Origin of the sequence: Microbacterium sp. NPDC006705 (assembly GCF_044903545.1) — a bacterium.
Classification (GTDB): Bacteria; Actinomycetota; Actinomycetes; order Actinomycetales; family Microbacteriaceae; genus Microbacterium; species Microbacterium plantarum.
Genome location: NZ_JBJDQQ010000001.1, coordinates 175,172 through 198,749, shown reverse-complemented (window position 1 = coordinate 198,749; position 23,578 = coordinate 175,172). Strand labels below are relative to the sequence as shown.

The following is a 23,578-nucleotide window of genomic DNA, read 5'->3' as shown; positions in this document are numbered from 1 at the left end:
GCCACCTTCGCGGTCGCCGACTACGCTGGAGCGGTGAGTACGCAGAGGGTTTTCGTCGCGCGCCTGGTCGGGTGCGTCGTGTTCGATCCCGCAGGCGACCGTCTCGGCAAGGTCCGCGACGTGGTCGTGATCTTCCGTAAATCGGACCCTCCGCGAGTCATCGGCCTCGTCGTCGAGATCCCGGGCAGACGCAACGTCTTCCTCTCCATCGGCCGTGTCACCTCGATCGCGACCGGCCAGGTGATCACCACCGGTCTCATCAACGTGCGGCGCTTCCAGCAACGCGGCGGTGAGGTGCGGGTCATGGCCGAGCTCCTAGGTCGGAAGGTCTACCTGCGCGACGGGTCGGGCGGCGCAGTGATCGAGGATGTCGCGATCGAGCGCAACCGGCTCGGCGAATGGGACATCGGCCAGCTCTTCCTCCGCCGTCCCAAGACGAGTGCGTCGCCGTTCGCCAAGGGGCCGACGACCTTCGCGGCCTGGAAAGACGTGCGCGAGGACCAGTCCTCGGGCGCCGCCCAGTCCGCCGAGCAGCTGGTCGCGACCTATTCGGAGCTCAAGCCCGCAGACCTCGCCAACACGCTGCTCGACCTTCCGGAGGAGCGCCTGCTCGAAGTCGCCGAGGAACTCCCCGACGAGCGCCTCGCCGACGCGCTCGAGGAGATGCCCGAGGATGAGCAGGTCCACATCCTCGAGCGGCTCGGCGACGAGCGCGCCGCCGACATCCTCGACGCCATGGAGCCCGACGACGCGGCGGACCTGCTCGGTCAGCTCCCCGAAGGCCGCATCGAGCAGCTGCTCGACCTCATGGAGCCGGAGGAGGCCGAGGACGTCCGCGCCCTCCTCGAGTACGGTCCCGACACCGCGGGCGGCCTCATGACGAGCGACCCGATCGTGCTGTCGGCGGAGGCGACGGTGGCTGAGGCGCTCGCGCTCATCCGCCGACACGAGCTGCATCCGGCCCTCGCCGCATCCGTCTTCGTGACGCTCCCCCCGTACGAGACGCCGACGGGGCGACTTCTGGGCACCGTGCACTTCCAGCGGATGCTGCGCTACCCGCCTCACGAGCGACTCGGCGCGATCATCGACGACACCGTCGACCCGGTCGCGGCGTCGTCGTCCGCGGCCGAGGTCGCACGCATGCTGGCCAGCTACAACCTGGTCTCGGTTCCCGTCGTCGACCAGGCCCGCCGGCTCGTCGGCGTCGTGAGCGTCGACGATGTGCTCGATCATCTGCTTCCGGACGACTGGCGGTCGCAAGACGTCGAGCCCCAGGATGCCGCTGCGATGCGGGGGCGCCGCTGATGGCCCGCTCGTCGAAGACCCCCTCGCTCGAGGCGCCCCGTGGACGGCGCAGCGGTGTCAGCGGTGTGCTCGGTCAGCGGACGTCGCAGCCGTCCCGCGACCGGTTCGGTCGGTTCACCGAGTGGATCGCCCGGGCGATGGGCACGCCCGGCTTCCTCGTCGCGCTCTCGCTGTTCTGTGCGGCGTGGCTCGCCTGGAACACGCTCATGCCCGTCGAGCTCCGGTTCGACTCCGCGGCCAACGGCTTCACGGCGTTGACGCTCATGCTCTCGCTGCAGGCGTCGTACGCCGCGCCCCTGATCCTGCTCGCGCAGAACCGGCAGGACGACCGCGACCGCGTGCAGATCGAGCAGGACCGTCAGCGTGCCGAGCGGAACCTGGCCGACACGGAGTACCTGGCACGCGAGGTCGTCGCCCTGCGCATGGCGATCTCCGACCTGACCGACGGACTCGTCACCAAAGAGACGCTGCGCGCCGAGCTGCGTACCGCGCTCGACCGCCTCGACTCCGACGAGCGCCCGGACACGCGATGAGCACGGACGCCGTCCGCGCGGCCGTCGCGGCGGTGCGCGATCCCGAGTTGCGCAAGCCCCTGGGCGAGCTCGACATGGTGCGCGACATCGCCGTGGATGGCGCCCACGCTCGTGTCGGCATCGCGCTGACCATCGTCGGCTGCCCTGCAGCCGATCGGATCGAGCGCGACGTCCGGGATGCCGCGCTGTCCGCCCCGGGCATCGAGACGGTCTCGGTCGAGGTCGGGGTGATGACCCCGGCGGAGCGCGCCGCACTCACCGAGCGGCTACGCGGTGGGAAGGCCGCCCGCGAGAACCCGTTCGGTCCGGACTCGCTCACACGCGTCATCGCCATCACGAGCGGCAAGGGGGGCGTCGGCAAGTCGACCCTCACCGCGAACCTCGCTGTCGCCCTCGCGCAGCGCGGCCTCGCCGTCGGGCTGATCGACGCCGATGTGCACGGTTTCTCGATTCCCGCGCTGCTCGGTCTCGTCGATGCCGACGGCCTGCCACCGCAGCCGACGCGTATCGACGGGCTCATGATCCCGCCCATCGCGCACGAGGTCCGGACGATCTCGATCGGCATGTTCCTGCCGCGCGATCAGAAGAGCTCCGGCGCAGTCGCCTGGCGCGGGCCGATGCTGCATCGCACGGTCTCGCAGTTCCTGACCGACGTGTTCTTCGGCGACATCGACGTCCTCCTGATCGACATGCCCCCCGGCACCGGCGACGTGGCCATCAGCGTGGGTCAGCTGCTCCCGCACGCCGACGTCGTGGTCGTTACGACTCCGCAGACGGCCGCCGCCGACGTCGCGGTGCGCAGCGGCCTCGTCGCCCGGCAGACCGGCCAGCGCGTGATCGGGGTCATCGAGAACATGTCGGCGATGACGCTTCCCGACGGGACATCGCTCGGCCTGTTCGGCAGCGGCGGCGGGATGCGGGTCGCCGAGGCCCTGTCGACCGACCAGCCGGTGCCGATGCTCGGCTCCGTGCCGCTCAGCCCGGCTCTGCGCAGCGACGCCGACAGCGGAGTCCCGGTCGTCGTCGCGCATCCCGACGACGCCGCCGCCGAGGCGATCGCGCGCATCGCCGACACCATCGCAGGCACCGGACGCGATCTCCGCGGCCGCCCGCTGCCTCTGCGTGTGGGCTGATCAGGTCGCTTCGTCGTCGAACGGAACGTCGGCACCGCGCTCGAATCGCTTCGCCGCCTCGCCCGCAGCATCCATCCCGACGGCGGTCGCCGTGCTGATCGCCGCACCCGCGGCGGCCGCGCGCACCGTCGGTACGGGGGCGTCCTCGAGGAGAGCGTCGCGGATGATGCGACGCGGGTCGTACTGCCGAGGGTCGAGCTTGCGCCATTCGACGTCGGAGAAGTCCTCTCCCATCTCGTCCTTGACGCGGTCCTTCGCGCCGTTGACCCAATCACGTGCCCGGACGGTGAAACGCGCGAGCATCTCGGCGAGCTGCGGAAGGCGCTCGGGTCCGAGGAGCAGGACAGCGGCGACCCCGATGAGGATGAGCTTGTCCCCGTCTAGGCCGAAGAACATGACCCCAGATTACCCGTGCGCCTCAGCGGCCGGAGCCATCCGCGCGCCTACGCTGGAACAAGGAGGAATGCATGGGTGATCAGGAAGCGATCCGCAGGTTCGCGATGGAGGCGACGGTGGAATCGGAGCACATCTCTCGCGCGCGTGCACACGCCCTCGAGATCGGAGCCGCGCCGATCAGTGCGCCGGTGGGCGCGCAATGCGCTGTGCTCGCCGCCGCGACGGGCGCACTCAACATCGTCGAGATCGGTACCGGCGGCGGCGTCTCCGCGCTCTGGCTGCTCCATGGGGCGCCACGCGCCACGCTGACCACGATCGACATCGAGCCCGAGCATCTGGCCGTCGCCCGGCAGTCCTTCACCGAAGCGAGGATCCCTCCGGCTCGTGCCCGCTTCATCACGGGCCGCGCGGCTGATGTGCTCCCCCGCATGAATGAGGCCTCGTACGACATCGTGCTGGTGGACGCCGACCCCGACGGTGTCATCGAGTACGTCGAGCATGGGCTTCGGCTCGTACGCCCGGGCGGGATGGTCCTCGTGCCCCGTGTGCTGGCAGGTGGGGCCGTCGCCGACCCCGTCCGCCGCGACGACATCACCCGCGCCTACCGCTCGCTCATCCACGAGACGCAGTCGTCGCCGGCGGTGCTCGGTGCGCTGTCGATCGTCGGAGAGGGACTGTTGCAACTCACGACGGCAGCCACCGCCTGACGGCGGCTCAGCGGCAGAGACGGAAACGGCCGGCCCCGGAGGGACCGGCCGTTTCCGTGCAGCATCGTCAGGCTGCGCCGACGACTCCGCTCAGCACGCTGTGGAGTTCCTTGGCCTCTTCATCATTGACCGAGACGACCAGACGCCCTCCGCCTTCGAGGGGGACACGCACGATGATCAGGCGCCCCTCCTTCACGGCCTCCATCGGTCCGTCTCCGGTTCGCGGCTTCATGGCTGCCATCGCGGCTCCCTTTCGTCATGAGGACTACCTGAAGAGTTTATCGTGCAGCGCAGGCACAGCGCGGACACGTCCCTCAGGGAATCTGAGCGAAGGTGCTTCCGAGCGCATACATCGTGTGGATCCACCACCACTGCGCGGCTATACCGAGCACCAGCACGCTGATGCGCCACCAGAGCGCGCGGGGCAGCGCGACGGCGCCCCAGAGCGGTGACAGCAGGACTAGCAGTCGGAACGTGCTCGACTGGGGGAAGAAGACCGCCAGCAGGTAGAGGACGTACGCGGCCGACCACAGACGTATCGGAACACCGAGGCGACGCACGCGGCGATCAGCGACGAGCAGGAGCGTGGCGAGAACCACGATCGCCGCAAGCCCCGCGAGACACACCCACGCCGGAATCCCCCAGATTCCAGACCACAGCACGGCGGCCTGCATTGTGCCGTCGAAGGGCACGAACCCCCCGTGATCCCCGATCCAGGATCGTCGCCACGCGAGTTCCGTCTGCAGGTAGGCCCCGGGATCACCCGTCACGATGCCGGTGATGACGGGCCAAGCGAATCCGCAGGCGGCCGCCAGCAGCCCGCTCGCGACGACGTGGGCGATCTCCCGCGGTTGCAGGTCGTCGCGCTGACGCCGCAACCACCGCCAGATCCCGTACAGCGCGAGCATCAGCGAGAAGGCGAGGACACCGGGCCGCGTGAAAGCCATGAGCGGGATCCACAGGTACAGCCACCACCACCGGCGGCGCTCCACGGCGAGGAGCGCGAGGAGCAGCCAGAGCTGGAAAAGCGATTCCGCGTAGCCGAGCTGGAACAGCGCGGCCATCGGGCCCGCGAAGCTGAAGAAGGCGACCGCCCACATCGCTGCCGCGCGGCCGATGCGGCGGCGCAGCAGAGCGAAGAGGACGAGACACGCGAGATAGCCGGCCGTTGCCGACACCAGGGGCGCAGCGACCGGGAATCCGCCGACGACCCACCCCACGGCGCCTGTGATGACGGGGTAGACCGGCATGAACGCCCACGCGTTCTGGGCGACGTGGCCCGCCGCGTCGAGCGGCAGCTCGGCGGGATATCCGCTGAACGCGATGAGCCAGTACCACTGCGCGTCCCACCCCATCGTCAGAGTGCCCAGAGTCGCGTCGACGCCGAAGCGGGACCGGGGTCCGCTCAGCTCGGCCGCTCCGAGCAGGAAGCCCGTCGTGACAGCGCGCGAGAGCAGGTACATCAGCGCGATCGCAACCGCGGGCGGCAGCGCGATCGCGGCGCGACGCAGCGACCTCATGCGCGCCGGGTCACCGGTTCGAGAGCCAGGTGCGCAGGCCGCGCTCGACGGCGTCGATCTGCTCGACCGGCACCCGCTCCTGGTCGTGGTGCGCGAGCGAGGGGTCGCCCGGGCCGTAGTTGACGGCGGGCACTCCCAACGCCGAGAACCGGGCGACATCCGTCCAGCCGTACTTGGGGCGAGGCTCGGCTCCCACCGCGGCGACGAACTCCTGGGCGAGCGGCGCATCCAGGCCCGGTCGTGCACCTCCGGCGAGGTCGACCACCTCCACCTCGAAGCCGTCGAAGAACTCGCGGACGATCGCGACGGCCTCTTCGGGCGAACGGCTCGGCGCGAAGCGGTAGTTGACCTCGACCTCGCAGAGGTCGGGGATGACGTTCCCGGCGATCCCGCCCGAGATGCGGACGGCGTTGAGCCCCTCGCGATAGACGAGTCCTTCCACCTCGACGTCCGCGGGCGTGTGCTCCGACAGTCGGTGGAGGATCGGGGCCGCGTGGTGGATGGCGTTGTCGCCGATCCACGCGCGGGCGCTGTGGGAACGCACCCCGTGCGTCCGCACGATCGCGCGCAGATTGCCGTTGCAGCCGCCCTCGACCTGACCGTTGGAGGGCTCGCCGAGGATCGCGAAGTCGCCCGCGAACAGGTCGGGACGGTTCGCCGCGAGCCGCGTCAGGCCGTTGAGCTCGGCGGCGACCTCCTCGTGGTCGTACCACATCCACGTGATGTCGACGCGCGGGTCGACGAGCTCCGCCGCGAGCTTCAGCTGCACCGCGACGCCCGCCTTCATGTCGACGGTCCCTCTCCCCCACAGGAACTCCTGGCCGTCCTCGACCATCGAGCGAACGGGCAGGTTCGCGTTGATGGGAACGGTGTCGATGTGACCGGCGATGACGACGCGCTGCGCGCGACCGAGCTGCGTGCGCGCGACGATCGTGTCGCCGTCGCGGATGACCTCGAGGTGCGCCAACGGCGATACGGCGGCGAAGATGGCGTCGGCGAGGGCCGTCTCGTCGTCCGACACGCTGGGGATGTCGCACACCGCCCGAGTCAGATCGGCGCTGGACACGGTCAGATCGAGCTCGGGCATGCGGCGATTCTATCGGCGGCGACCGCACCGATAACCTGGAGCCATGAGCGAACGGTGGGCATGGGGCGTGGGACTCGCGACCTCGAGCAGCGATGGCACGACACTCGACACCTGGTTCCCGGAGCCCGCGCTCGGGACACCGGCGGCCGCCGAGTCCGCCGCCGCGATGGTGACCTGGGCGCCGCTCGCAGCGGACGACGAGCGCCGGAGCGTGACGGTCGAGGCCGCCACCATCTCGATCGACCTCGATGCCGCGCCGGCGTCGACCCCGGATGCGTACCTCCGCCTGCACGTGCTCTCACACCGCCTCGCCGCACCGAACACCGTCAATCTCGACGGGATCTTCGGGCACCTCCCGATCGTCGCCTGGACGACCGCGGGCCCGATGCACCCGGATGACGCGACGCGCCGTCGGCCGTTGCTCCAGCGCGACGGCATCCAGGTGCACAGCCTCGACAAGTTCCCCCGTCTGCTCGACTACGTCACTCCCCCCGGAGTGCGCATCGCCGACGCCTCCCGCGTCCGCCTGGGCGCGCACCTCGCACCGGGCACCACCGTGATGCACGAGGGCTTCGTGAACTTCAACGCCGGCACGCTCGGCGCCTCCATGGTGGAGGGTCGCATCTCGCAGGGCGTCGTGGTCGGTGACGGGAGCGACATCGGGGGCGGCGCCTCGATCATGGGCACGCTGTCCGGCGGCGGCAGCCACCGGGTGTCGATCGGCCGTCGCACGCTGCTCGGCGCCAACGCCGGCATCGGCATCTCGCTCGGCGACGACTGCGTGGTCGAGGCCGGGCTCTACGTCACGGCAGGGTCGAAGATCGTCCTCGCCGACGAGCCCGCCACGGCCTCGGGTGCGCGTCCGAGCGTCAAGGGCGCAGAGCTGTCCGGGCGCGACGGCATCCTGTTCCGCCGGAATTCGCTGACCGGCGCGATCGAGGCTGTTCGCCGCGCGGGCGTCGGAGTCACGCTCAACGAGGCTCTGCACGCCTGATCGCGTCGCGTGATCCGGGCGGCGCTCAGAGCAGGAGCGCCGAGAGCAGACCGCCCCACAGGCACACCACGGCGAGCATGCCGAGGCTGTACCAGAGCGACGCCCGGAGGATCTCCGACTCGCGTCCGGCGAGTCCGACCGCACCGGCCGCGATCGCGATCGACTGAGGCGAGATGACCTTGGCGGCTGTGCCGCCTGCCGTGTTCGCAGCGACGAGTAACCCGGGGTCGACGGAGATCTGCTCGGCGGTGGCGACCTGGAGGGGCGCGAACAGCGTGTTGTTGTTGACGACCGACCCCGTCAGGAAGACGCCGATCCAGCCGATGATCGGTGCGAGCAACGGGAAGAGCGGCCCGACCGCCGCCAGAGCCGTGCCCATCGAGGCCGAGCCGCCCGAGTAGTTCGCGACGTTGGCCAGGACGAGAATGATCGCGATGAGCAGCAACGCGCGCCAGAGGCCGCGCACCGTCTCCACCAGTGTCCACACCAGGTCGGCCGCGCGCAGGCGCGGCGTCGTCCAGAACGACACGATCACCGCCAGCAGGATCGCCGTGCCCGTCGCGTTGATGGGAGTGAAGCCCCACGTCGCCGTGACGACATCACCGCCGGGGGTCTGCACGCTGCCGGTGAGCCCGGGCATCGGAACCGCGAACACCAGCGCGGCCAAGGGCCCGCCCGCGGCGAACAGGTTCTTGAACACCGGCAGGCTCCAGACCAGGATGACCGCCGTCAGGATGTAGAACGGGCTCCATGCCGCGATCACCTCACGTACTTTGGCGCTGTGCGGCTCCGGCTCGGGCGCGCCGACTTCACGATGGACCCGCCGAGGCTGCCAGACCCGGCCGAGGAGGAAGAGCGCGACCATCGCAGCCAGGCCTGCACCGAGGTCGGCGAGCTCGGGGCCGAGGAACCACAGCACGCCCGCCTGCACGCCGCTGAAGACGATGGTGACCAGCAGCGTGGCCGGCCACGTCTCACGCAGCCCGCGGAAACCGTCCAGGATGACCACGAGCAAGAACGGGATGAGCAGCGTCAGGGGCTGCAGCACCAGCACCATTGCACGCGACAGCTCCTGCACCTCGAGGCCGCTGACCTGCGCACCCACGATCACGGGGATGCCGATGGCGCCGTATGCTCCCGCCGCCGCGTTGGCGACGAGCGAGATCATGGCCGCCCGCAGCGGGCGGAACCCGAGCTGCACCAAGAGCGCGGCGCAGATGGCGATGGGCACGCCGAACCCGGCGGCGCCCTCCAGGAAGGCACCGAAGGAGAAGCTGATGAGCAGCACCTGGATCCGCTGATCTTTCGAGATGCCCCCGATCGATGAACGAATGACGTCGAAGCGACCGCTCGCGACAGCGAGCTTGTAGAGCCACACCGCCATCACGATGATGTAGGCGATCGGCCAGACCGCCGTGAGCAGGCCCAGCAGGCCCGCACCCCCGACTGCCGTGAGCGGCATCCCGAATCCGAGTGCGGCCACCAGCAGCTGCGCGACGAGCGCGATGAGACCGGCGAGGATGCCGCTGAGGCGAAGTCCGACGAGCGCGACGAGGAAGACGATGATCGGAATGGCGGCGACGAGTGCCGACAGCGCCAGCGAGCCGAGCGGATCGGTCGTCTGCATCCACATGCTTCGCTCCCCTGCTCGTGCGTGCGGCCCACCCTAGACCGGGCCGCACACCCGCGCGAGGGGGGGGCGTATGCTCGCGTCAGGAGGTGGCTCGATGGCCGATCGCTTGCCGAAGAAGGTGTACGAAGCCGAGTTGCGGCGGCTGCAGGCGCAGCTCGTCGACATGCAGGCCTGGGTGCAGGCCACCGGCGCCCGCATCGTGGTGATCTTCGAGGGGCGCGACGCCGCGGGCAAGGGATCCACGATCAAGCGCGTCGCCGAGTATCTCAATCCTCGGGTCGCGCGCATCGTCGCGCTTCCCGCGCCGACCGAGCGCGAACGCTCGCAGTGGTACTTCCAGCGATACGTCGCGCATCTGCCGGCCGCCGGCGAGATCGTCCTCATGGACCGGTCCTGGTACAACCGCGCCGGGGTCGAGCGGGTCATGGGCTACTGCACCAACGAGGAGTACCACCGGTTCCTGCATCAGGCGCCGATCTTCGAGCGGATGCTCGTCGAGGACGGCATCCTGCTGCTGAAGTACTGGTTCAGTGTGTCGGATGTCGAGCAGGAGAAGAGATTCCGGTCGCGCAACGAGGATCCGATGCGGCGGTGGAAGCTCTCCCCCAACGACGTGCTCTCGATCACCAAGTGGGAGGACTACTCGCGCGCGAAGGACACGATGTTCGTGCACACCGACATCCCGGAGGCGCGCTGGCACGAGGTCGACAACGAGGACAAGCGCCGAGGCCGGATCAACATGATCCACCATCTGCTCGGACAGATCCCCTACGAAGTGGTCGAGCGGCCTGAGATCGAGATCCCACCGCGCCCGCCATCCGGGGGTTACGACCGCCCGCCGCAGCAGCTCGACGGATACGTCCCCGACTACGCGGCGACACTGATCGACAAGTGACACACGGGGTGCCCCGGTCCAGCGGCACCCCGCGGACGTCGAGGTAACGTGGCGCGATCCGCGACCGCATGGGAGAGGCCGGCACATCGCTGTGATGTGCCGGCCTCTCGTGATCGTCGAGCGCTGTTCAGGAGGTGGGGTAGTCCCGCTCCGCCGAGCCGACGTACAGCTGCTGCGGACGCCCGATCTTCGTCTGCGGGTCGTTCTGCATCTCGCGCCAGTGCGCGAGCCAGCCGGGCAGCCGACCGATCGCGAACAGCGGCGTGAACATGCGCGTGGGGAAGCCCATCGCCTTGTAGATGACGCCCGTGTAGAAGTCGACGTTCGGGTACAGGCGACGCTCGCGGAAGTAGTCGTCACTCAGGGCGATCTCCTCGAGCTCCTTCGCAAGATCGAGCAACGGGTCGACGACGCCGAGCTCGTTGAGGACCTCGTCCGCGGACTCCTTGACGAGCTTCGCGCGCGGGTCGTAGTTCTTGTAGACCCGGTGCCCGAAGCCCATGAGCTTCACGCCGTCTTCCTTGTTCTTCACGCGGGCGACGAAGCGCTCGACGCTCTCGCCGGAGTCGCGGATGCGGGCCAGCATGTCGAGGACGGCCTCGTTCGCGCCGCCGTGCAACGGCCCGTAGAGCGCGTTGATACCGGCCGAGATCGAGGAGAACTGATTCGCACCGGTCGACCCGACCAGGCGCACGGTCGAGGTCGAGGCATTCTGCTCGTGGTCCTCGTGCAGGATGAGCAGACGCTCGAGCGCGCGCGAGACGACCGGGTTGACCTCGTAGTTCTCGGCGAGGACGCCGAAGTTCAGGCGCAGGAAGTTGTCGACGAAGCTCAGCGAGTTGTCGGGGTAGAGGAAGGCCTGCCCGACGCTCTTCTTGTGCGCGTACGCGGCGATCACGGGCAGCTTCGCGAGGAGCCGGATCGTGTTGAGCTCGACGTGCTCGGGGTTGTTCGGGTCGGACTGGTCCTCGTAATACGTCGACAGGGCGGCGGTGGCGGCGGACAGCACCGACATCGGGTGCGCGGTGTGCGGTAGGGACGAGAAGAAGCGCTTGAGGTCTTCGTGCAGCAGCGTGTGACGACGGATGCGGTCGTCGAAGTCCGCCAGCTCGTCAGCCGTGGGCAGGTCGCCGTAGAGCAGGAGCCAGGCCACTTCGAGGTAGGTCGAGTGCTTGGCGATCTGCTCGATCGGGTAGCCGCGGTAACGCAGGATGCCCTGGTCACCATCGATGTAGGTGATGGCGGACCGCGTGGCCGCGGTGTTGACGAAGCCGTAGTCGAGGCTCGTGTGGCCCGTCTGCTTGGTGAACGTCGAGAAATCGACGCTCGGAACTCCGTCGGTTCCGTGCAGCACCGGCAATTCGGCGGTGCGGTCACCGATGGTGACGGTGGCCTTCTGCGGGGTGCCCGTGTCGTTCACGAAGCCTCCTTGCGATCGTCCGGTGCGGTCATTACAGCCTATCGGGCGCACGGGCCTACTCCGTACGGCGCCAAAGGATCAGCGGATCGGTAGGAGAGAACCTACGAACCCGTCAGGCGTGCGGCAGCGGCGTCGATCCGCTCCTGCGACGCGGTCAGCGAGAAGCGAACGTGCTGCGGGAACTGCGTTCCGTAGAAGTGGCCGGGGCCCGCGAGGATGCCGAGTTCGGCGAGCCGGCCGAGCGTCTTCCACGCGTCCTCTTGCGCCGTCGCCCACAGATAGAGTCCCGCTTCGCTGTGATCGATACGGAAGCCCGCGCGCTCGAGCGCCGGTCGGAGCACATCGCGACGGCGGCGGTACAGGTCCTTCTGTCGGGCGACGTGACCGTCGTCGCCCAGGGCTGCGACCATCGCCTGCTGCACGGGCAGGGGCTGCATCAGTCCCAGGTGCTTCCGCGCGGTGAGAAGCCGGGCCACGATCGTCGGGTCGCCGGCCAGGAACGCCGCCCGATAACCTGCGAGGTTCGACTGCTTGCTGAGCGAGTACACCGACAGCAGACCGCTGACGTCGCTTTCGCTCACCCGCGGGTCGAGCACGCTCGGCACCGTCTCGCTCGCCCAGGGCCCGTCCCAGCCGAGCTCGGCGTAGCATTCGTCCGAGACGACGACGGCGCCGAGCTCGCGTGCGCGGGCGACGATCCGCCGCAGCTCCGCGACGTCCAGCACGCGTCCGTCGGGGTTTCCGGGCGAGTTGACCCAGACGAGTCGGGTGCCCTCCGGGTAGTCGGCCGGGTCGTCTGCGGCTGCCGGCGTCGCACCGACCAGGCGGGCGCCGACCTCGTACGTCGGGTAGGCGGCGCGGGGATGCACGACGACATCGCCGGCACCGAGGCCGAGCAGCAGCGGGAGGAGCGCGACGAGCTCCTTCGACCCGATCGTCGGCAGCACACTGTCGGGGGCCAGACCGGTGACACCGCGGCGACGCTCGTACCACCGCACGATGGCCTCCCGAAGCGCGGGGGTGCCGACGGTCTGCGGGTACGCATGCGCGTCGGTCGCTTCGCGCAGGGCGCGGGCGACGACCTCAGGCGTCGGGTCGACCGGCGACCCGATGGACAGGTCGACGATGCCGCCCGGGTGGCGGCGGGCCTTCTCGGCGTAGGGCGCTACGGCGTCCCAGGGGTAGTCGGCGAGGTCGCGGACGCTCAATGCCCCTCCCCCTGCGGCGGCAGCGCGGCCACGAGGGGGTGGTCCTTCGCGATGACGCCGACCTTCGCGGCACCTCCGGGAGATCCCAGGTCGTCGAAGAACTCGACGTTCGCGGTGTAGTAGTCCTGCCACTCGTCCGGCAGGTCGTCTTCGTAGTAGATCGCCTCGACCGGGCACACCGGCTCGCATGCGCCGCAGTCGACGCATTCATCCGGGTGGATGTAGAGCGAGCGCTCACCCTCGTAGATGCAGTCCACGGGGCATTCGTCGATGCAGGCGCGGTCCTTCACGTCCACGCACGGGAGGGCGATCACATAAGTCACATGACGAGTCTAGTTCGTGCGATCGGACGCGGCCGCCCGGCGTGCTCCCGCGAACGAGGGCCAACCGACCACGACGGCCACCATGACCGGCACAGCGAACGTCCAGATCAGCCCGGTGCTCAGCTGCCCGTCCGGCGGGGCAGGCACGACGACCGAGCCGCCGGGCCCGCGTCCGGAGAAGACGACGGTTGCGACGAGAGCGCCCAGCCCGCAGGCCAGCGCCGTCCACCGGTCGTCGGTGAGCAGCCGCAGCCCCGCGACGAGGGCGGTCACGCCGGCGACAGCGACGATGAGCCCCACCGGCAGCACACCCCAGGAGTACGCCTGGGTGATCGTCCCCGCGACACCGTAGACGGCTCCCGCGATCGCGGCGACGAGCCACCCGGCGAAGCGGGTCCAGGTCTGATTCACCGAGCCAGTCTAAGCGGCCCATCCGCACGCCCGAAGCACCGCCGCCACCAGCGCCGCCCCCGCCACGACCACGAGGAAGGGGGCGCGCGCGGCGAGCAGGACGGCGGCCACCGCCACGGCAGGCAGGCGCGCGTCCACCACGATCGCGGCGCCCGCGCCGAGCGTCTGCACGACGACCAGCGCGGAGAGCAAAGCGATCGTCAGCTGGTCGATGATGCGCTGCGCGCGTTCCCCGTCGAACCATCGCGGCGGAAGGAGGTATCCCAGCGCCTTCAGCGCCACGCAGATGATCGAGGCGACGAGGATGCCGGTCCACGGGCTCATCGGGCCTCCCCCGTCGTCTTCGCGTCATCGCCCCGCGACGAACGCCGGCCCGGCATGGCCGCGGCGACCACGATGGCCACGACGCCGGCGATGAGGACGGGGATCCCGGGCATCGTGAGGGGCGTCGCGACACCGGCGACGACTCCGGCGGCCACTCCGACGACGACCGCGTCCAGCCGGCGGAGCCGCGGCCACAGCAGCGCGAGGAAGGCTGCCGCGGCGGCCGCGTCGAGTCCATAAGCCCGGGGGTCGCCGAGGACGTCGCCGAGCAGCGCGCCGAGGAGTGTGAAGAGGTTCCATCCGATATAGATGCCCACCCCGGTCACCCAGAAGCCGATGCGGCGCGCGCGGGGCCCCGACTGCGCGAGGGCGACCGCCGTCGACTCGTCGATCGTGAACGGGAATGCGCTCAGCCGCCGGGCGATGCCTCCGCCGACCACCGGTGCCATGCGAAGACCGTAGGCGACGTTGCGAACGCCCAGGAGCGCCGCGGACGCGATGGCCGCGGGCAGCGCCGCCCAGCCACCCGTCGCGACGACGCCGACGAAGGCGAACTGCGAGCCGCCCGTGAACATGAGGAGACTGAGCACGCAGGTCTGCCAGACATCGAGCCCTGCGGCGACGCCGAGCGCGCCGAACGACACGCCGTAGGCGCTCGTCGCGACGGATACGCCGATTCCATCGCGCCACGCGCGCCGCGTCGCGGCATCCTGCTCCATCGCTCCGATGCTATCGACCCGCCGAACCGGAGGCCGCCGCGAATGCCACGACCCCGGAGCCCGAGGATCGGCGCTCCGGGGTCGTGGCGGGCTTCGGGGAGCCGGATCAGGCGTTGGCGTCCTGGCGCTTCGCGCGCGACGCGGCGCGGCCGCGCTCGGTCGCATCCAGCACGACCTTGCGGATGCGCACCTTCTCGGGGGTGACCTCGACGCATTCGTCGTCGCGCGCGAACTCGAGCGACTCCTCCAGAGTCAGCACGCGCGGGGGCGTCATCGACTCGAAGGAGTCCGAGGTCGACGAACGCATGTTCGTGAGCTTCTTCTCCTTCGTGATGTTGACGTCCATGTCGTCGGCGCGCGAGTTCTCGCCGATGACCATGCCCTCGTAGACCTCTTCGGTGGGCTGGACGAAGAAGCTCATGCGCTCCTGGAGGGCGATCATCGCGAAGGGAGTGACAACGCCGGAGCGGTCGGCGACGATCGAGCCGTTCTGACGGGTCGAGATCGCGCCCGCCCACTCGTCATAGCCGTGCGAGATGGCATTCGCGATACCGGTGCCGCGCGTGATCGTGAGGAACTCGCTGCGGAACCCGATCAGGCCACGCGACGGAACGACGAACTCCATGCGGACCCAGCCGGTGCCGTGGTTCGTCATCGTGTCCATCCGACCCTTGCGAGCTGCCATCAGCTGCGTGATCGCGCCGAGGTGCTCCTCGGGGGCGTCGATGGTCAGGTGCTCGAACGGCTCGGTGAGCTTGCCGTTCTCGTCGCGGCGCGTCACGACCTGCGGCTTGCCGACGGTCAGCTCGAAGCCTTCGCGGCGCATGTTCTCGACGAGGATCGCCAGCGCGAGCTCGCCTCGACCCTGCACCTCCCATGCGTCGGGGCGTCCGATGTCGACGACCTTGAGCGAGACGTTGCCGATGAGCTCGCGGTCGAGCCGGTCCTTGACCATGCGCGCGGTGAGCTTGTGACCCTTGACCTTGCCCATCAGCGGCGAGGTGTTCGTGCCGATCGTCATCGAGATGGCCGGGTCGTCGACGGTGATCGCCGGGAGCGGCCGGACGTCCTCGGGATCGGCGATGGTCTCACCGATCGTGATGTCCTCGATACCCGCGATCGCGACGATGTCGCCCGGGCCGGCGGACTCGGCCGGGAAACGATCCAGGGCCTTCGTCTTGAGGAGCTCGGTGATACGCGCGTTCGAGTGGGAACCGTCGTGGCGGACCCACGCGACGGTCTGGCCCTTCTTGAGGGTGCCGTTGAAGACGCGGAGCAGGGCGAGGCGTCCGAGGAACGGGCTCGAGTCGAGGTTGGTCACCCAGGCCTGCAGCGGCGCCTCGTCGTCGTAGGACGGCGCCGGCACGTGCTCGAGGATCGCCTCGAAGAGCGGCTCGAGGTCTTCGTTGTCGGGGAGCTCGCCGTTGTCGGGACGGTTGCGCGACGCCGCGCCTGCGCGGCCCGAGGCGTACACGACCGGCACGTCGAGCAGCGCGTCGACGTCGAGGTCGGGCACATCATCGACGAGGTCGCCGGCGAGGCCCAGCAGCAGGTCGTGGGCCTCCTCCTCGACCTCCGCGATGCGGGCGTCGGGGCGGTCGGTCTTGTTGACGAGCAGGATGACGGGGAGCTTGGCCTCGAGCGCCTTGCGCAGCACGAAACGGGTCTGCGGCAGCGGACCCTCCGACGCGTCGACGAGCAGCACGACACCATCGACCATCGACAGGCCGCGCTCGACCTCTCCGCCGAAGTCGGCGTGACCCGGGGTGTCGATGACGTTGATCGTCACGGGCACGTCGGTGTGGACGCCGTTGTAGGTGATCGCCGTGTTCTTGGCGAGGATCGTGATGCCCTTCTCACGCTCGAGATCGTTCGAGTCCATGGCACGTTCCTCGACGTGCGCGTGGTCGCCGAACGAGCCGGTCTGGCGGAGCATGGCATCGACGAGCGTCGTCTTGCCGTGGTCGACGTGCGCGACGATCGCGACGTTGCGGAGGTCAGGACGAAGGGCATGCGCCATGAAGGGGGTCCTCAGGATGAAGGGAAAACGCCGGGATGCCGACGGGACAGTTTAACGCAGGCGCCCTGCGAGTTCGCGGGGCGCCTGCGAGAAGGTCGGAGTCCGACCCTCAGGACGCGTCGAGAGCGGCCCGGCGTTCCTCGCGGCGCCGGCGCTGCTCGATCGGATCCGGCACCGGCGAGGCGGCCAGCAGTTCGCGGGTATACGACTCGCGAGGCTGCAGCAGCACCCGCGACGTCGGCCCCTGCTCGACCGTTCGCCCCGACTTGAGCACGAGGATCTGGTCCGACAGCTGGTCGACCACGGCGAGGTCGTGGCTGACGAGGATGCAGGCGAACGAGTACGTCTCCTGCAGTTCCTTCAGCATGTCGAGCACCGCGGCCTGGACCGACACGTCGAGCGCCGACGTCGGCTCGTCGGCGACGAAGAGCTTCGGCCGCAGCGTGAGAGCCCGCGCGATCGAGACGCGCTGACGCTGACCGCCCGACAGCTCGTGCGGGTAGCGCTCGAGCACGTCGCGCGGCAGCCGCACGGCGTCGAGCAGCTCGCGGGCCCGGTCGAGCCGCTCCGCCTTGGTGCCGACACGGTGGATGGCCATCGGCTCGATGATGCAGTCGCCGATCGGGAACCGCGGGTCGAGGGATGCCGCGGGGTCCTGGAAGACGACGCCGATCTCGCGCCGTACATTCTTCGCCTTGCGCCCGCGCAGCTTCGCGAGATCCCGTCCGCCGAGGCTCAGCGTCCCGTCCGCGACCGGCATCAGCCCGAGCACTGCGCGCGCGATCGTCGACTTGCCCGAACCGGACTCGCCGACGATGCCGAGCACCTCGCCGGCGGCGAGGTCGAACGAGACGTCCTCGACGGCGCGGAACGTCTTGCCGCGCCCGGCGTACTCGAGGACGAGTCCCTTCGCCTCCAGCACCACGTCGCGCGTGGCGCCGCCTGCAGCTCGCGAGGTGAGCTCGGGGTCGAGGCGGGGAACGGCGGCGAGCAGCTTCTTCGTATAGGGATGCTGGGGCCGGGTGAGGACGTCCTCCACGTCGCCGACCTCGACCAGGTCACCGCGGTACATCACAGCGACGCGATCGGCGATGTCGGCGACGACGCCCATGTTGTGCGTGATCAGCAGGATGCCCGCATCGCGGTGGTCCTTGAGCCGCCGCAGCAGATCGAGGATCTCCGCCTGAACCGTGACGTCGAGGGCGGTGGTCGGCTCGTCCGCGATGATGACCTTCGGATCCAGCGCGATCGCCATCGCGATGACGATGCGCTGACGCTGACCACCCGAGAACTGGTGCGGGTACTGCTTGATGCGCCGCTCCGGCTCGGGGATGCCGACGTCACGCAACAGGCCGATCGACCGGTCCCGCGCGTCTTCGCCGTAGGCGACGTCGTGAAGCTCGAAGATCTCGGTGAGCTGACGCTCGATCGTGAGCACCGGGTTGAGCGCCGTCATCGGCTCCTGGAAGATCATCGCGATCTCGCTGGCGCGGAGCTTGCGCATGCGCTCGTTCGGAAGCCCGATCACCTCGGTCTCGCCGACTGTGATGGATCCGCGGGTGATTGCGTTCTCGGCGAGGAGGCCCATCGCGGCGAGAGAGGTCACCGACTTGCCGGAGCCCGACTCGCCGACCACCGCGACGACCTCGCCCGGGCGCACCTCGAGCGAGATGCCCTTGACGGCGTTGACGTCGCCCGAGCCGGTGAGGAACGTGACCGAAAGGTCGGTGAACTTCAGTGCGGTACGCGTGGCTGTGACGCTCATGCGCGGTTCCTCCTCTTGATCTCCCGACGCACGCTGCGCGACTGGCGCGGGTCGTACGCGTCGCGGATGCCGTCGCCCAGGAAGTTGATGGACAGGGCGATCGCGAGGATCATCATGCCCGGCCACCAGAACAGCCACGGCCTGCTGGTGAAGCTGCCCTGATACTGACTGATCAGCAGGCCCAGCGACGTCTCCGGGGGGACGACGCCGAATCCGAGGTACGACAGCGAGCTCTCGAGCAGGATGGCGCCGGCGATCGCGAACGTGGCGTTGACGGCGATGACGCCCACGACGTTCGGCATGAGATGACGGAAGATGATGCGCGCTCCCCCGGCGCCCGATGCGCGGGCGGCGAGAACGAAGTCGCGCTCGCGGAGCGAGAGCACCTCACCACGCACGAGACGCGCGAGACCGGTCCACGTCAGGAGCGACAGCATGAACGCCAGCACGATCGGATTCTTGCCGATGTTCCCGGCGATCTGACCCACGACGGCAGCGAGGGCGAGCAGCGGGATGACGATGAACAGATCCGTGATGCGCATCAGCACCGAGTCGACCCAGCCACGGTAGTAGCCGGCGACGGCGCCGATGATGCTTCCGATGACAGTCGATGAGATTCCGAGCACGAGGCCGAGCAGGATCGAGCGCTGCGTCCCCATCATCGTCAGCGCGAAGAAGTCCTTGCCGGTGTTCTCCTGCCCGAACGGGTGGTCGCCGATCCGAATGCCGTCGCCACCGAGCCACTCGGGAATCAGGCTCAGCGTCGGGGCGCCCCCGTTGACCACATCGCCCGCGGCGCGGTAGTCGTGCGGCCACCATCCCGGAATGCCGAAGAAGCCGACGGAGGTGAAGCTCAGCAGCGTCAGGAAGATCAGGATCACCGCGGAGATCGTCGCCGCGCGGTGCCGCAGGAAGCGTCCCCAGACGATACGGGCCTGTGAGCGGGGCGCGGCCGTGCTCTTCGCGAGCGCAGCGTCCTCGGCCTCCGCGACCGAGAGGACCGACGTCGTGGTCGGCACGTTGTCGTTCGGGTTCGTCATACTCGGATCCTCGGGTCGATGACGGCGTAGAAGATGTCCGCCAGCATGTTGAAGACGATCGCGGCGAGGCCGGTCACGAGGAAGAAGGCCATCACGGGATTCGGGTCGACCTCGCGCAGTCCGGTCGCGAACAGGTCGCCCATGCCCTTCCACCCGAACACCTGCTCGGTGACCACGGCGCCGCCGATGAGTCCGGCGAAGTCGAACGCTGCGATCGTCGCGATGGGGATGAGGGCGTTGCGGAACGCGTGGCGGAAGATGACCAGCCGCTCCGGCACGCCCTTCGCCCGCGCCGTGCGGATGAAGTCCTGGTTGCCCACCTCGAGCATCGACGTCCGCGTGTAGCGGCTGTACGACGCCAACGAGATCACGGTCAGCAGCAGCGTCGGCAGCAGCATCTGCGTGCCGATGTCGAGGAAGGTCTGCCAGAACGTCCCGTCGAAGTTCGGCGTCTGCGCGCCGATCGTGGAGATGGGACGCGGCTTGCGCTGCAGGAACGACGGCCACACGCGGAAGAGCGAGTCCACGACCGTCAAGAGGGCACCGCCGAAGATCGTGACGAACGCGACGACCGTCGCCGGGCCCCGGAAGCGCCCACCGAAGAACCGTCCGATGAGGAACGGCACGATCATCGCCAGCAGCGCACCGCCGGCGAGCACGCCCCAGTTCATGTAGTAGATGAACACGTTCGTCAGCGCCAGGTGCATGACGATCACGAGTCCCGCACTGGCCAGACCGACGACGAGCACCCGCCGGTTGTGCAGCCCCACGGACGCCACTGTCGCGCTGAGCGCGAGGAGGACCGTGAGCACGGCCACACCGATGATGGTGAGTCGCGGCTCGCGGAACGCGTTGGTCGCGAGCATGAGGGGCAGCGCTGCCCCCAGGACCGCGGCGGTGACGGCGAAGGTGATGGCCCGTCGCTTCATCGAGCCACCGCCGAGCACCTGCACGACGAACCCGATGACGACGGCGATGACGATGATCTGTATCGGCGTCAGCTCAGGATCACGGATCCAGTCGTTATACCCGATCGCGAGGTACTCCTTGAAGAGCACCGCGGCCCAGAAGACCGGCAGCGAGAAGAAGAGGAACGTGAGGAACGTGACGGCGTAGTCCAGGCCCGAGTACTGCCGGATGGCGGTGATGATGCCGATCGCGATACCGATGATCAGCGCCAGGATCGTGGCGAGCAGGACGAGCCTCAGCGTCGAGGCCGCCGCCTGTCCCACGAGCGTGGTGACCTCGACGCCCTGCCGGGTGAGTCCGAGATCGCACTGGCCGATCAGGCACTTGCTCGCGCCCAGGAGCCAGCTGAGGTAGCGCTGGAACCAGGGCTGATCGAGGTTCATGTATTCGATACGCCGAGCGATCAACTGCTCGCGGTTGTCCGCGTTGCTCTCTCGCAGATCGGCGAGCGGGTCGCCGGAGTTGATCGTCAGGACGTACATCAAGAGGGATGCGGCGAGCATGATGCCCACCGCTGCCGCCAGACGGCGGATGATGAATTTCAGCACGGAAGTCGAGGTCCCTTGGTCGTACGCGGGGCACACATGTGCCCCTCACGGGAGTGTGGGCCGTCACCGCAGCGACGGCCCACACTCTGGTCGTGTCAGAGACAGAATACGTTTATTCTGCGCGCGACCACTTCTCGGCGTTCCACATGATGCCGCTCTGGCCCACCGAGTGCTGAGCGTTCTCGATGTCGGCAGCAGCGGCGTCGACACCGGGGTGAGCGAACAGCGGGATGCCGAACAGGTCGTCCCACAGCTGCTTCTCGATGATCTTCGTCTGCTCGAGGTGAACCGACTCGTCGAGGCTCGTCGCGAGCGTCTCCCATGCCTGGTCGACGACCGGGCTCGAGTAGCCGCCGTAGTTCTGCGGCTTGTCGGTGGCGTAGATGTTCTGGCCCGAGGTGATCTGGCCGGAACCCGCCCAGGCGAACAGCGCCACGTCGTAGTCGCCGCGCTCCTGCGTGCCACCGGGCTGGAAGAAGTCGGCGTTGCCGACGTCCTGGATCTCGAAGCCGGCCTGGTCGCAGGACGACTTGATGAGGGCGACCTCGTCGGCACGGCGCGGGTTCGGAGCCGAGTAGCCGACGCGAACGACGGTGCCGGCAGCGCCGGCGGCGTCGACGAGGGCCTTGGCCTCTTCGAGGTTGGGCTCGTCGTAGCGGCCGTCGTACGCGGCCGAGACGACCTCGTCGTAGTTCTCCTGGAAGGGGAACACCTCGCGGGCGTTCATGACCTCGGCGTCGGAGCTGACGGGCTTGATGAGGTTGTCGACGATCTGCTGGCGCGGCACGCACATCGCGAACGCCTGACGCAGCTCGAGGCTGTTCGCGAGCGACGCGTTGCCCTTGAAGTTGAAGTCGAGGTGCTCCCAGGTGAGGGTCTGGCCGGTGAGCAGCTGAGCGGCGTCGCCGAGCTCCTCGATCTGCGAGACGGTGTCGACCGTGGGCTGGGGGGCGATGACGTCGAGGTCACCGTTTTGCAGCGCCTGGACCATCGCGTCCTGTGCGACGAAGCGGATGACGAGCTCGTCATTGGCTGCCGGCGTGCCGTAGTAGTTCTCGTTGCGCTTGAGGGTCACCGACTGGCCGGCCTCCCACGACGAGAGGACGTACGGGCCGGAGCTGGGGATGAGCGCCTCGTCGGGCAGCGTGCCGGGGGCGGTGTTCCATCCGGTGTTCCAGAAGTCGGCCGCGTCGGCGAGGGCAGCGGCGTCGCCACCGCGGATCGCCTCGACGAGCTCCTCCGTGGACAGGCCGCCCTGCTCGGCCACGACGTGCGCCGGGCTGATCATCCAGGTCTGGATCTGCCAGTCGGGGTCCGGCGCCGCGAACTCGACCGTGAACGACTTGGCGTCGGCGTCGCCCTGCGGGCCGGCGGGAACGGTGTCGCCGAGGTCCTGCGAGACCGAGTTGAACAGCGGGCCTTCGGCTCCGGCGAGGTTGGGGTTCTGCACGCCCCAGGCGAGAACGGCGTCGGCGACCGTGATAGGCGTGCCATCGGACCACTTGGCGTCATCGGCGATGGTGTACTCGATGACCATCGGGTCTTCCGAGATCAGCTCGTACGAGCCCAGATCGGTGTTCGGCTGGATGGCGCCGACCTCGTCGAAGTAGCTGAAGCCCGCGAGGAGCCGGTCCACGATCGCCGAGTTGTACGTCGAGTACGTCTCGGGCGTGAAGCCGTTGTAGCTGATGAAGTCGTTCGGACCGACCGAAACGGCGATGGACTGGCTCGCCGTCGTCGTCTCCTGTTCGCCGCCGTCCGCCGGCGCACAGCCGGCGACGACGAGCGCCAGGGCAGCGGCGCTCGCGCCCGCCATGGAGATACGCGTGAAACGCATTCCCACTCCTGTTCTCTTGATGATCCGGGCGACGGAAGACCTTTCCGCTCCCCGCTCGGCGACACCGCCGCCGAGTTCAGATGACCACTACCCTTGCGTGCGTTCGTTTCCAACGTGTTGCGCGAAACGAGTTCGTTAGCAAAATGTGTCCTACGCATGCCGCCGTCGGCGCACGCCTTGCTCATCGCGGCGCGCGGCGGCTGAGCACATAGCCAGGAGCGGCCCCCGGTCGACCTCAGCCGCCGAAAGCGAGGGCGAGAGCCGCCCAGAGCACGATGACGGCGAGGGGGAACAGAACCGCGCGGTTCCACGTGACGGAGACCGCCTCATCCGGCGCTTCGGGGACGTGCTCTTCCCACGCCGAGCGGATCTCCTCGAGCTCGCGGACGGCGGCCGGCATCCGCTCCGCCTCTTGGCGGACGCTGGACCACGCACCACGGCCGACCCGGGACGGCCGGCTCGGCGACGGACCGCCGAAGGCGGCGATGGAGCGGCCGTCGGCCGTGTCGACGGTGACCTGCCAGCGCAATCGGATGTCGGTGACGGACGGCCAGGGCACACGCGTCACCCGGAGCGGGTTCGCTATGACGATCGCGTTCTCGTCGGTCGCGATGAACGGCGCGTAGAGCAGCGTGTAGATGATCCAGACCGCCAGGAGGACCCAGGGGGCCAGCAGCAGACCCTGCACGACGCCGCCCCGGACGAAGGCGTCACCGAGGAGGAACGCACCGAGCAGACCGGCGCCGGCGACCGCGATGGTCGCCGACGCCGGCCGGTAGGTCTTGCGCATA

Annotated in this window: 23 protein-coding genes; 6 read left to right on the top strand and 17 right to left on the bottom strand. The window is 69.0% G+C overall.

Annotated elements, in window-relative coordinates; all coding sequences use genetic code 11:
- The first annotated feature begins 33 nt into the window (after positions 1-33).
- The 3 genes from ACI2K6_RS00890 to ACI2K6_RS00880 are packed head-to-tail and all read left to right on the top strand — an operon-like array spanning position 34 to position 2,971.
- A complete protein-coding gene (locus ACI2K6_RS00890; protein WP_112614920.1) occupies positions 34-1,305 on the top strand; it encodes a magnesium transporter MgtE N-terminal domain-containing protein in 1,272 nt (423 codons plus the stop codon).
- Positions 1,305-1,838 (top strand): DUF1003 domain-containing protein, encoded by a 534-nt coding sequence (locus ACI2K6_RS00885; RefSeq protein ID WP_112614922.1) that lies wholly within the window; start codon positions 1,305-1,307, stop codon positions 1,836-1,838. The genes ACI2K6_RS00890 and ACI2K6_RS00885 overlap by 1 nt, the downstream gene beginning before the upstream one ends.
- Positions 1,835-2,971 carry a P-loop NTPase gene (locus ACI2K6_RS00880; RefSeq protein WP_404567754.1) on the top strand — a complete coding sequence of 379 codons (1,137 nt, stop codon included), beginning with the start codon at positions 1,835-1,837 and terminating at the stop codon, positions 2,969-2,971. The genes ACI2K6_RS00885 and ACI2K6_RS00880 overlap by 4 nt, the downstream gene beginning before the upstream one ends.
- On the opposite strand, the gene ACI2K6_RS00875 is transcribed toward ACI2K6_RS00880, so the two are convergent.
- Positions 2,972-3,367, bottom strand: a complete 396-nt coding sequence (locus ACI2K6_RS00875) for a Sec-independent protein translocase TatB (RefSeq protein ID WP_240309858.1) — start codon at positions 3,365-3,367, stop codon at positions 2,972-2,974.
- A 71-nt stretch (positions 3,368-3,438) separates the two neighbouring features.
- On the opposite strand from ACI2K6_RS00875, the gene ACI2K6_RS00870 reads away from it, so the two are divergent.
- Positions 3,439-4,074 carry an O-methyltransferase gene (locus ACI2K6_RS00870; protein ID WP_404567753.1) on the top strand — a complete coding sequence of 212 codons (636 nt, stop codon included), beginning with the start codon at positions 3,439-3,441 and terminating at the stop codon, positions 4,072-4,074.
- A 67-nt stretch (positions 4,075-4,141) separates the two neighbouring features.
- On the opposite strand, the gene ACI2K6_RS00865 is transcribed toward ACI2K6_RS00870, so the two are convergent.
- The 3 genes from ACI2K6_RS00865 to dapE all read right to left on the bottom strand — a co-directional run bounded on the left by ACI2K6_RS00865 (position 4,142) and on the right by dapE (position 6,681).
- Positions 4,142-4,315: a DUF3117 domain-containing protein gene (locus tag ACI2K6_RS00865; protein ID WP_023950528.1), complete on the bottom strand. Its 174-nt coding sequence runs from the start codon at positions 4,313-4,315 to the stop codon at positions 4,142-4,144.
- Between the two features lie 73 nt (positions 4,316-4,388).
- Positions 4,389-5,594 (bottom strand): hypothetical protein, encoded by a 1,206-nt coding sequence (locus tag ACI2K6_RS00860; protein ID WP_404567751.1) that lies wholly within the window; start codon positions 5,592-5,594, stop codon positions 4,389-4,391.
- Positions 5,595-5,604: 10 nt separating this feature from the next.
- The gene (dapE, locus tag ACI2K6_RS00855; RefSeq protein ID WP_404567749.1) at positions 5,605-6,681 is read right to left on the bottom strand and encodes a succinyl-diaminopimelate desuccinylase; all 1,077 of its coding nucleotides are present in this window, start codon (positions 6,679-6,681) and stop codon (positions 5,605-5,607) included.
- A gap of 43 nt (positions 6,682-6,724) precedes the next feature.
- Here dapE and dapD point away from each other — a divergent pair, with 43 nt between their 5' ends.
- The gene (dapD, locus tag ACI2K6_RS00850) at positions 6,725-7,675 is read left to right on the top strand and encodes a 2,3,4,5-tetrahydropyridine-2,6-dicarboxylate N-succinyltransferase (RefSeq protein WP_404567747.1); all 951 of its coding nucleotides are present in this window, start codon (positions 6,725-6,727) and stop codon (positions 7,673-7,675) included.
- Positions 7,676-7,700: 25 nt separating this feature from the next.
- On the opposite strand, the gene ACI2K6_RS00845 is transcribed toward dapD, so the two are convergent.
- Positions 7,701-9,308, bottom strand: a complete 1,608-nt coding sequence (locus tag ACI2K6_RS00845) for an L-lactate permease (RefSeq protein ID WP_404567745.1) — start codon at positions 9,306-9,308, stop codon at positions 7,701-7,703.
- Between the two features lie 94 nt (positions 9,309-9,402).
- Here ACI2K6_RS00845 and ppk2 point away from each other — a divergent pair, with 94 nt between their 5' ends.
- On the top strand, positions 9,403-10,203 hold the full coding sequence (ppk2, locus tag ACI2K6_RS00840; RefSeq protein WP_274177949.1) for a polyphosphate kinase 2: 801 nt from the start codon (positions 9,403-9,405) through the stop codon (positions 10,201-10,203).
- Between the two features lie 127 nt (positions 10,204-10,330).
- On the opposite strand, the gene ACI2K6_RS00835 is transcribed toward ppk2, so the two are convergent.
- The 12 genes from ACI2K6_RS00835 to ACI2K6_RS00780 form a co-directional block, all read right to left on the bottom strand.
- Positions 10,331-11,623 (bottom strand): citrate synthase, encoded by a 1,293-nt coding sequence (locus ACI2K6_RS00835; protein WP_274177950.1) that lies wholly within the window; start codon positions 11,621-11,623, stop codon positions 10,331-10,333.
- A gap of 101 nt (positions 11,624-11,724) precedes the next feature.
- On the bottom strand, positions 11,725-12,831 hold the full coding sequence (dapC, locus tag ACI2K6_RS00830; protein ID WP_404567744.1) for a succinyldiaminopimelate transaminase: 1,107 nt from the start codon (positions 12,829-12,831) through the stop codon (positions 11,725-11,727).
- Entirely contained in the window at positions 12,828-13,154 is a 327-nt protein-coding gene (gene fdxA, locus ACI2K6_RS00825) for a ferredoxin (RefSeq protein ID WP_023950512.1), read from the bottom strand. Before fdxA ends, dapC begins: the two co-directional genes overlap by 4 nt.
- A gap of 9 nt (positions 13,155-13,163) precedes the next feature.
- On the bottom strand, positions 13,164-13,565 hold the full coding sequence (locus tag ACI2K6_RS00820; protein ID WP_114589536.1) for a histidinol dehydrogenase: 402 nt from the start codon (positions 13,563-13,565) through the stop codon (positions 13,164-13,166).
- A gap of 9 nt (positions 13,566-13,574) precedes the next feature.
- Positions 13,575-13,889, bottom strand: coding sequence for an AzlD domain-containing protein (locus ACI2K6_RS00815; protein WP_114589537.1), 315 nt, complete (start codon positions 13,887-13,889; stop codon positions 13,575-13,577).
- Positions 13,886-14,608 carry an AzlC family ABC transporter permease gene (locus tag ACI2K6_RS00810; protein WP_404567743.1) on the bottom strand — a complete coding sequence of 241 codons (723 nt, stop codon included), beginning with the start codon at positions 14,606-14,608 and terminating at the stop codon, positions 13,886-13,888. Before ACI2K6_RS00810 ends, ACI2K6_RS00815 begins: the two co-directional genes overlap by 4 nt.
- Before the next feature lie 106 nt (positions 14,609-14,714).
- Positions 14,715-16,628, bottom strand: coding sequence for a translational GTPase TypA (typA, locus tag ACI2K6_RS00805; RefSeq protein ID WP_023950506.1), 1,914 nt, complete (start codon positions 16,626-16,628; stop codon positions 14,715-14,717).
- Positions 16,629-16,737: 109 nt separating this feature from the next.
- A complete protein-coding gene (locus ACI2K6_RS00800) occupies positions 16,738-18,393 on the bottom strand; it encodes an ABC transporter ATP-binding protein (protein WP_274177955.1) in 1,656 nt (551 codons plus the stop codon).
- Complete coding sequence (locus ACI2K6_RS00795; protein WP_114589541.1) at positions 18,390-19,433, bottom strand: ABC transporter permease; 1,044 nt, start codon at positions 19,431-19,433, stop codon at positions 18,390-18,392. The genes ACI2K6_RS00800 and ACI2K6_RS00795 overlap by 4 nt, the downstream gene beginning before the upstream one ends.
- A complete protein-coding gene (locus tag ACI2K6_RS00790) occupies positions 19,430-20,950 on the bottom strand; it encodes an ABC transporter permease (RefSeq protein ID WP_114589542.1) in 1,521 nt (506 codons plus the stop codon). The genes ACI2K6_RS00795 and ACI2K6_RS00790 overlap by 4 nt, the downstream gene beginning before the upstream one ends.
- 112 nt (positions 20,951-21,062) lie before the next feature.
- Positions 21,063-22,787, bottom strand: a complete 1,725-nt coding sequence (locus ACI2K6_RS00785; RefSeq protein ID WP_404567741.1) for an ABC transporter substrate-binding protein — start codon at positions 22,785-22,787, stop codon at positions 21,063-21,065.
- A gap of 235 nt (positions 22,788-23,022) precedes the next feature.
- On the bottom strand, positions 23,023-23,577 hold the full coding sequence (locus tag ACI2K6_RS00780; RefSeq protein ID WP_404567740.1) for a PH domain-containing protein: 555 nt from the start codon (positions 23,575-23,577) through the stop codon (positions 23,023-23,025).
- Position 23,578 lies beyond the last annotated feature (1 nt).

Excerpts from the sequence above, each read along its gene's own strand:
- ACI2K6_RS00885 (WP_112614922.1), top strand. The coding sequence starts at position 1,305 with ATGGCCCGCTCGTCGAAGACCCCCTCGCTCGAGGCGCCCCGTGGACGG.
- ACI2K6_RS00880 (WP_404567754.1), top strand. The coding sequence starts at position 1,835 with ATGAGCACGGACGCCGTCCGCGCGGCCGTCGCGGCGGTGCGCGATCCC.
- ACI2K6_RS00875 (WP_240309858.1), bottom strand. The coding sequence starts at position 3,367 with ATGTTCTTCGGCCTAGACGGGGACAAGCTCATCCTCATCGGGGTCGCC.
- ACI2K6_RS00870 (WP_404567753.1), top strand. The coding sequence starts at position 3,439 with ATGGGTGATCAGGAAGCGATCCGCAGGTTCGCGATGGAGGCGACGGTG.
- ACI2K6_RS00865 (WP_023950528.1), bottom strand. The coding sequence starts at position 4,315 with ATGGCAGCCATGAAGCCGCGAACCGGAGACGGACCGATGGAGGCCGTG.
- ACI2K6_RS00860 (WP_404567751.1), bottom strand. The coding sequence starts at position 5,594 with ATGAGGTCGCTGCGTCGCGCCGCGATCGCGCTGCCGCCCGCGGTTGCG.
- dapE (WP_404567749.1), bottom strand. The coding sequence starts at position 6,681 with ATGCCCGAGCTCGATCTGACCGTGTCCAGCGCCGATCTGACTCGGGCG.
- dapD (WP_404567747.1), top strand. The coding sequence starts at position 6,725 with ATGAGCGAACGGTGGGCATGGGGCGTGGGACTCGCGACCTCGAGCAGC.
- ACI2K6_RS00845 (WP_404567745.1), bottom strand. The coding sequence starts at position 9,308 with ATGTGGATGCAGACGACCGATCCGCTCGGCTCGCTGGCGCTGTCGGCA.
- ppk2 (WP_274177949.1), top strand. The coding sequence starts at position 9,403 with ATGGCCGATCGCTTGCCGAAGAAGGTGTACGAAGCCGAGTTGCGGCGG.
- ACI2K6_RS00815 (WP_114589537.1), bottom strand. The coding sequence starts at position 13,889 with ATGAGCCCGTGGACCGGCATCCTCGTCGCCTCGATCATCTGCGTGGCG.
- ACI2K6_RS00810 (WP_404567743.1), bottom strand. The coding sequence starts at position 14,608 with ATGGAGCAGGATGCCGCGACGCGGCGCGCGTGGCGCGATGGAATCGGC.
- typA (WP_023950506.1), bottom strand. The coding sequence starts at position 16,628 with ATGGCGCATGCCCTTCGTCCTGACCTCCGCAACGTCGCGATCGTCGCG.
- ACI2K6_RS00800 (WP_274177955.1), bottom strand. The coding sequence starts at position 18,393 with ATGAGCGTCACAGCCACGCGTACCGCACTGAAGTTCACCGACCTTTCG.
- ACI2K6_RS00795 (WP_114589541.1), bottom strand. The coding sequence starts at position 19,433 with ATGACGAACCCGAACGACAACGTGCCGACCACGACGTCGGTCCTCTCG.
- ACI2K6_RS00785 (WP_404567741.1), bottom strand. The coding sequence starts at position 22,787 with ATGCGTTTCACGCGTATCTCCATGGCGGGCGCGAGCGCCGCTGCCCTG.
- ACI2K6_RS00780 (WP_404567740.1), bottom strand. The coding sequence starts at position 23,577 with ATGCGCAAGACCTACCGGCCGGCGTCGGCGACCATCGCGGTCGCCGGC.